General features: G+C 43.3%; 4 protein-coding genes. All 4 read right to left on the bottom strand.

From position 1 onward, the window contains the following. Window positions 1–304: 304 nt before the first annotated feature. Entirely contained in the window at window positions 305–1612 is a 1308-nt protein-coding gene (locus VQ643_RS15855) for an RHS repeat domain-containing protein (protein WP_414201413.1), read from the bottom strand. A 175-nt stretch (window positions 1613–1787) separates the two neighbouring features. Then, window positions 1788–4157: a hypothetical protein gene (locus VQ643_RS15860; protein WP_414201415.1), complete on the bottom strand. Its 2370-nt coding sequence runs from the start codon at window positions 4155–4157 to the stop codon at window positions 1788–1790. A gap of 474 nt (window positions 4158–4631) precedes the next feature. Then, a complete protein-coding gene (locus tag VQ643_RS15865; protein ID WP_414201417.1) occupies window positions 4632–5000 on the bottom strand; it encodes a hypothetical protein in 369 nt (122 codons plus the stop codon). A gap of 28 nt (window positions 5001–5028) precedes the next feature. Further along, window positions 5029–5613 (bottom strand): hypothetical protein, encoded by a 585-nt coding sequence (locus VQ643_RS15870; protein WP_414201419.1) that lies wholly within the window; start codon window positions 5611–5613, stop codon window positions 5029–5031. Window positions 5614–5844: the final 231 nt, after the last annotated feature.

Here is a 5844-nt window from a genome sequence, read left to right on the forward strand (position 1 = left end):
CCGTAGCATCTAAGCAATATTTTTTTATTTCAATTGATTGATTTTTATCCATTGTAATCACCATAAAATTTAATCAAAATACCCCATACATTTTTTATAACATTTAGTATACTCTGAAGCTTGGTAATCGCCAATTGGTGATGGAAGATAATGTTGACACTCTTGAAAACATCTTTCATCTTTTTCTTTAGCACTTTCAGAAATAACTATTATGCTACCACTACATCCACTAGCTGTAGTATCATCTGAACTGCCCCAAATTGCCTTTATATCTTTATATCCTCCATATACACCATAAACAGGATTAAGTGCTCTCGCCTACAGTTTGATTACCTAAACGGGTATTACTCACTGATGAAACAGCATCAACTGCTGCCTGCCCACAATTGCTAGCAACACATACGCTACCAGCAGCGGTGGCTGCTCCACCTGCAATCCAATACGCAATAGGAATACCAAACCAGACGACTCGTCCATCAGGATCTTTATATCTGAGCGCATTTCCCTCAGCATACCCATAATGGTTAATACCACCCCCCAAGCCGATCGGATCACTTTGGCTATAACGTCCTACTCTTGGGTTGTAGTCCCTGTAGTAGTTGTAATGCGTGCCCGTCTCTGCATCAAAGTACTGTCCAGGGTAGCGCAGGTTCATGGTGATCTGGTTGGTGCGGTTGGGCGTGGTTTCCCCAAAGGCTTGCATTTGGGCTTGCCATGTGGCGTTACCTTCGCTATTGGCGGCTATCTGTGGTGTGCCTAGGTGGTCGTTGTAAAGATAATGGTAGTTGGCGTTATTGAGTGTGCCTGTTGTGGTGGCGCTGTGGTTAAGGTTGGCTTGCCAGAGGGGTTGTGTTCCCCACTCGCTGTCAGGTTTCCAGCCATAGGCTATTTGTAGTTGGCCTTGTTCGTTTAGTTCGCCGATGAGGCCTTCGTCGGTATATAGGTAGTAAGTGGTTTCACCATTGATTTGTTTGCTGATGCGTTGCCCAAAGGGGTTGTAGTGGTAGATGGCGATTTCGGTGTTGTTACGTTTGATGCAGGTTAGGCGGTCAGCGGTGTTGTAGCCGTAGTCTAAGGTTTCTAGGGCTGTTTTCTTTTGGGTGAGTTGGCCTGTTGGGCTGTAAGCTAAGTTCTCTTGCTGGCTGCCAGTTCCCCAGCGGATCAGTTGGTCGTGGCTGTTGTATTGCCATTCACCCGGTTGATGTCGGCTGCCGATGCGGTTGCTGATGGCGTCGTAGGTGTAGCCTTCATCAGGTAAACCAAGGGTTTGTAGGGCTTGATCAGGTTTGGCCTCTATTAGGCGATCCAGTAGGTCATATTGGTAGTTGATGTGACCTTGTTCTGTTTGGCGTTTGCCGATGTTACCAGCTTGGGTGTATTGATAAATGCGGTTCATTAGGACGCTGTTATTTTTGCCTGTGACGTTGATAGTTAGTGGGCGTAATAAGGCGTCGTAGTTGGTTTTTAGGGTGGCTCCAGGGTAGCTAATTTGTGTGGGAGCTAGCCATTGGTAGCTGTTCCAGGTGATGTGTTGTCCATTAGCTAAGGTGCTTTGTTTAAGCAGCGTTTTGTCATATTGGTAGGTGACTTTGCTGTTATCTGGGTAGATCAAAGAGGCTAAGCGGCCTTCGTTATCAAAGCTGTAGTCCAGTTGTTTGGTGAAGGCTTTGTCACCTGTGCCGTAGGTGATGCTTTCTTGCAGTACTCGCCCTAGGGCATCACGGCGGTATTGATGAAGGCTGTGGGTGTCACCGGTTTGTTTAATTTCAATGGGTTGACCAGCGTTGTCATAGCGATAGCTGATGCGTTGTTGGGCGTTGTTGGGCGTTGCTGCTGCCTTGGCTAAAGCTGGCTTGTTCGGTTAGGTTGCCCGCTAGGTCATATTGATAGGTGGTGTAGTCACCTTTGGCGTTGGTGCTTTTGATCAGTTGGTTCGCTGCGTCGTATTCGTAGGTGGTGGTGCCACTGCTAGGGCTGATTTCTTTAATCGTGTTGCCGTTGCTATCGTAGCTAAATTGGTGTTTGTTGCCGTTGGCGGTGATGACTTCAGTAAGTTCACCAAAGGTATTCCACACCTGTGTGGTGGTGTTGCCCAGTGCGTCCGTGATAACAGTGATGTTGCCTAGTTCGTCGTATTGGGTTTGCTGGGTGCGTTTGCCAGGTAAGGTGCTGCTGACCAGTTGCCCTTGTTCATCATAGCTGTATTGGCTGGTGAGTTGTTCTGTGGTGCTTAGCCATTGTGTGGTTTGGGTGGTACGTCCTTTTTGATCGTAGCGGTAGGTTTCACTGTAGGTAGGGTAGATGGTTTTGATCAGTCGTCCTACAACATCGGCGCTGTTGCCATATTCATGTTTGATCTGATTCCCCATAGGGTCAGTTTCTGTGATCAAACGTCCTTGCTCATCATAGGTTTGTTGAGTTTTTAAACCTGAGGGTGAGGTGATTTCTATCAGTTGGTTGACAAGGTTGTAGTGTTCTTGGCGAGTTTCACCTAGGGTGTTTTTAAGGCTAATACGTGAGCCGGTGTGATCAAAGGTGTAGCTTTGTTGGCTGCTAAAGCCTAGGGCGTTGGTGTATTGGGTTATACGCCCAGCAAAGTCGGTTTCATAGGTTTCGCTTTGGTTGAGGGGGTTGATGCTTTGGCGTAAGTTGCCTGCGTTGTCATAACGGTAGTGCCAAATGCCTCCCAGTGGGTTTTTCGCTTGGGTGATCTGGCCTTGGCTGTTAACGCTGATGTGGTAGGTGTTGCCTTTGCTATCCGTGAGTTCGCTAACATTGCCGTTATTGTCATATTTGAGTTTGATAGTGCGGCTGTTATCGCCGTTGCCAACGGTAATTTGGGTAGCTTGGCCGTACTGGTCGTAGGTGAAGTGTGTTTGACGTTCGTTGGGACTACCTAGGGCTTCAATTGCGTTAATAACGTTGCCATTAGTATCGTAGGTCAGTTTGGCTACGATGCCTTTTGGGCTGGTATAGCGCGTCACTTGGTCAAAGTCGGTGGAGTATTCAAAGTGTTCGGTGGTGCCATCAGGGTGTGTGATTGTTACTGGGCGCTGGGTGGCACTGTAGTCAATGGTGGTGGTATGACCTCTGGCATCGGTGACTAGGCGGCGGTATTTGTTTTCAAAAACAACGCGTTGTTCTACTACACCATTAACAGTTCTTGACAGTAATTTGCCATCGGCATTGGATAAAGTTTCTACCTTTCGTCCTAAGGCATCTGTGCTGGTAATCAGGTAGGTTTTTTTGGTTTTGTCGTACTGTGAGTTGATTAAGGTGGTAGCACCTGTTTTAGCAACAAACTGACCTACACGGGCGGGTTTGATATCGCGTTGGATGCTGCTTAGGGTAACAGGCTTGGTGGCTTCGGTTAGTTTACCGCTGGTCATTGCCAGTTGTGCGGCAGGTACTGAGGCGTCATATACGACTTTAAAGACGCCGCCATCAGGTTCGGTGCGTTGTATGAGTTGGCTGTCATGGTTGTATTGGTACGACCAATCAAAGCCTAAAACGTCTGTCACTGTTCGCAGTTGGTTGCCGTTCCAGTGGTAGGTGACGCTGCGGTTATCACGGTCTTTGGCGTTGATCAGTTTTTCTTGGCTGTCGTAGCTAAATTGGTAAGCTAAGTTGCCGTGATGATCATTGATCTGTGTTAGTCGCCCTTCACTGTCACGAATAAAGTGAACGCTGATGTTATTACGGTCGCCTGATTTAAGTATACGCCCTTGGCTATCGTAATCAATCCAGTTGCCTGAAGGGTCGCTCCAACGCCAGCCGTCATTGGTTTTTACAAGGCTGTATTTTTCGTATTGATAGGTGCTAGCACTGTTACTGCGTTTATAAATAGCTCCAGAGCGTTCGATGGATTGAACGCCATTGCCTAGAGGGTCTGCTATAAAGCGTAAAGTGGTCCAGTTAGGGTTAACTGTCCAGCGTCCGTTGGACCAAGTACGGTTAAGGTCAATACTACCCCCCAGCACTTTAACGCTAAGGTCGGTGGTGGTTTCAACGTATTCGGCATTGGGTTGTTTAACTACGGCATTTGGGAAACCGCCTACCGCTGCCTGTGCAGCAGTGGCTCCTAGCAAGCAACTTGATAGCGCGCTGATAATAACTAGGTTATAAAAACGCGGTTGGATACCTTTTGATATAGACATCTTAATTACCTGCTCCATAGCCGCCTGTTACAGCGCAAGATCCATCACATACGGGGATACAGCCTGATATTTATATATTAAAATCAGCATATTTCAATCTAACTCTTTTACCAGAAACCAACTTATTTATCTTTTTCCTAGTACTTACTGTATATGTAGGACTTGATAACTCTACAGTATCATGCGGTGTTTCACCCTCATCGTCCGAGAAAGTTTTTTTAAATATAGCGGCTATCTCTCTTACACCTTCCACACAGAGAGTACATTCTTCACCATTATATACAAATGTTCTATTTTCATTTACAAATCTCTTTCCACAGAGAATAGCTTTTTCTTTTAATCGGATACCACCTCTTTATAGCAAATAGTATTTTTGAATTATAGGTATTAATTTGAATTTTTTAAATTTTGGCTTTACACTTATGATCACACAAGCAACAAACCAAGATTCACTAAGCATATTTCCTCCAAAAATCAAATCTTCTCAATAATAACATTTTTAAATTGAACTAATCTTTTTAAATTTTTTCTTTTAACTAAAAGCATTGATGAAAATATCTCTGAACAATCGTCAGGTTTTTCACTTAACTCAACAACTTTACTAATTCCATGAAATTCATACTCAGATGAGCAATTATTTACTGAATAATTATCTCTATAGTTCTCATCATCTGCATAAGCATCTTTATAGAGAGATTCAATTTTATGTTCTAAATCCTCGCCATCTTTTAACTCAAGTAAAAAAATAACATCTTCAACAGCTATTTCTTTTTTTCTGCTATCTGACTTTAAACTAATAACCACACTAACAGAATAAAATTTATTTCCCATATATTTATTCATTTATAGTCCCCTGCTGTATGTTTACAATTTAATGCTTTTCTAGCTTTTTGTATTTTTTCCTTTCTATGCCACTTCTCGTTCTCCGCTCAAGTTCTATAAGATAATCACAAGGATCTATACCTTTTTCTTTTGCTAATACTAAGGCTTCTCTAGAATATTCATTAGCTATATTCTGCTTTCCTCCTTTTGCATACATAATATCTGGAGAAGTTGGAATACTACCACTACATCCATTAGCTGTAGCATTGGCACCACAGTTCCTCTTTTCTGTAGTATCATCTGAACTACCCCAAATTGCCTTTATATCTTTATATCCTCCATATGCACCATAAACAGGATTAAGTGCTCGCAGTGATATCTCGCCTACAGTTTGATTACCTAAACGGTTATTACTCACTGATGAAACAGCATCATAGCAACCCGTCCCTAATACTGATTTACAGGCACGCCCCACTTCATCACACGGCTTATTTCCCAACTTTTTTGATTTATTATTAATCCACTCTTTGGGAAAATCTTCTAGCTTAATATCTTCACCTACCTCAGGACATCTATCAAGGGGTATCTCCCAAATACTACACCATGGTGCAAAAAGCAGCCCATCAGAATCCAAAAACCTCAATCTATTCCCACCCGCACACCCATAGTAGTTGATGCTACCTAGGTCGAAATGATGATTCGACATCTTTATAAAACTGAGAAACTCTCATCTTTTCAAATCGATGTGTCAGATCAAATCTGTGATTAATAGAACAGAAAATCTCAAGTTAAAATATTTTTTTATTTTTGTACTGATACAAAAATTTTCTCCTATTCTCTCTATTACTATTAACATTTAGAGCAC

Source organism: Pseudomonas sp. F1_0610, from assembly GCF_047470865.1.
Classification (GTDB): Bacteria; Pseudomonadota; Gammaproteobacteria; order Pseudomonadales; family Pseudomonadaceae; genus JAZDRH01.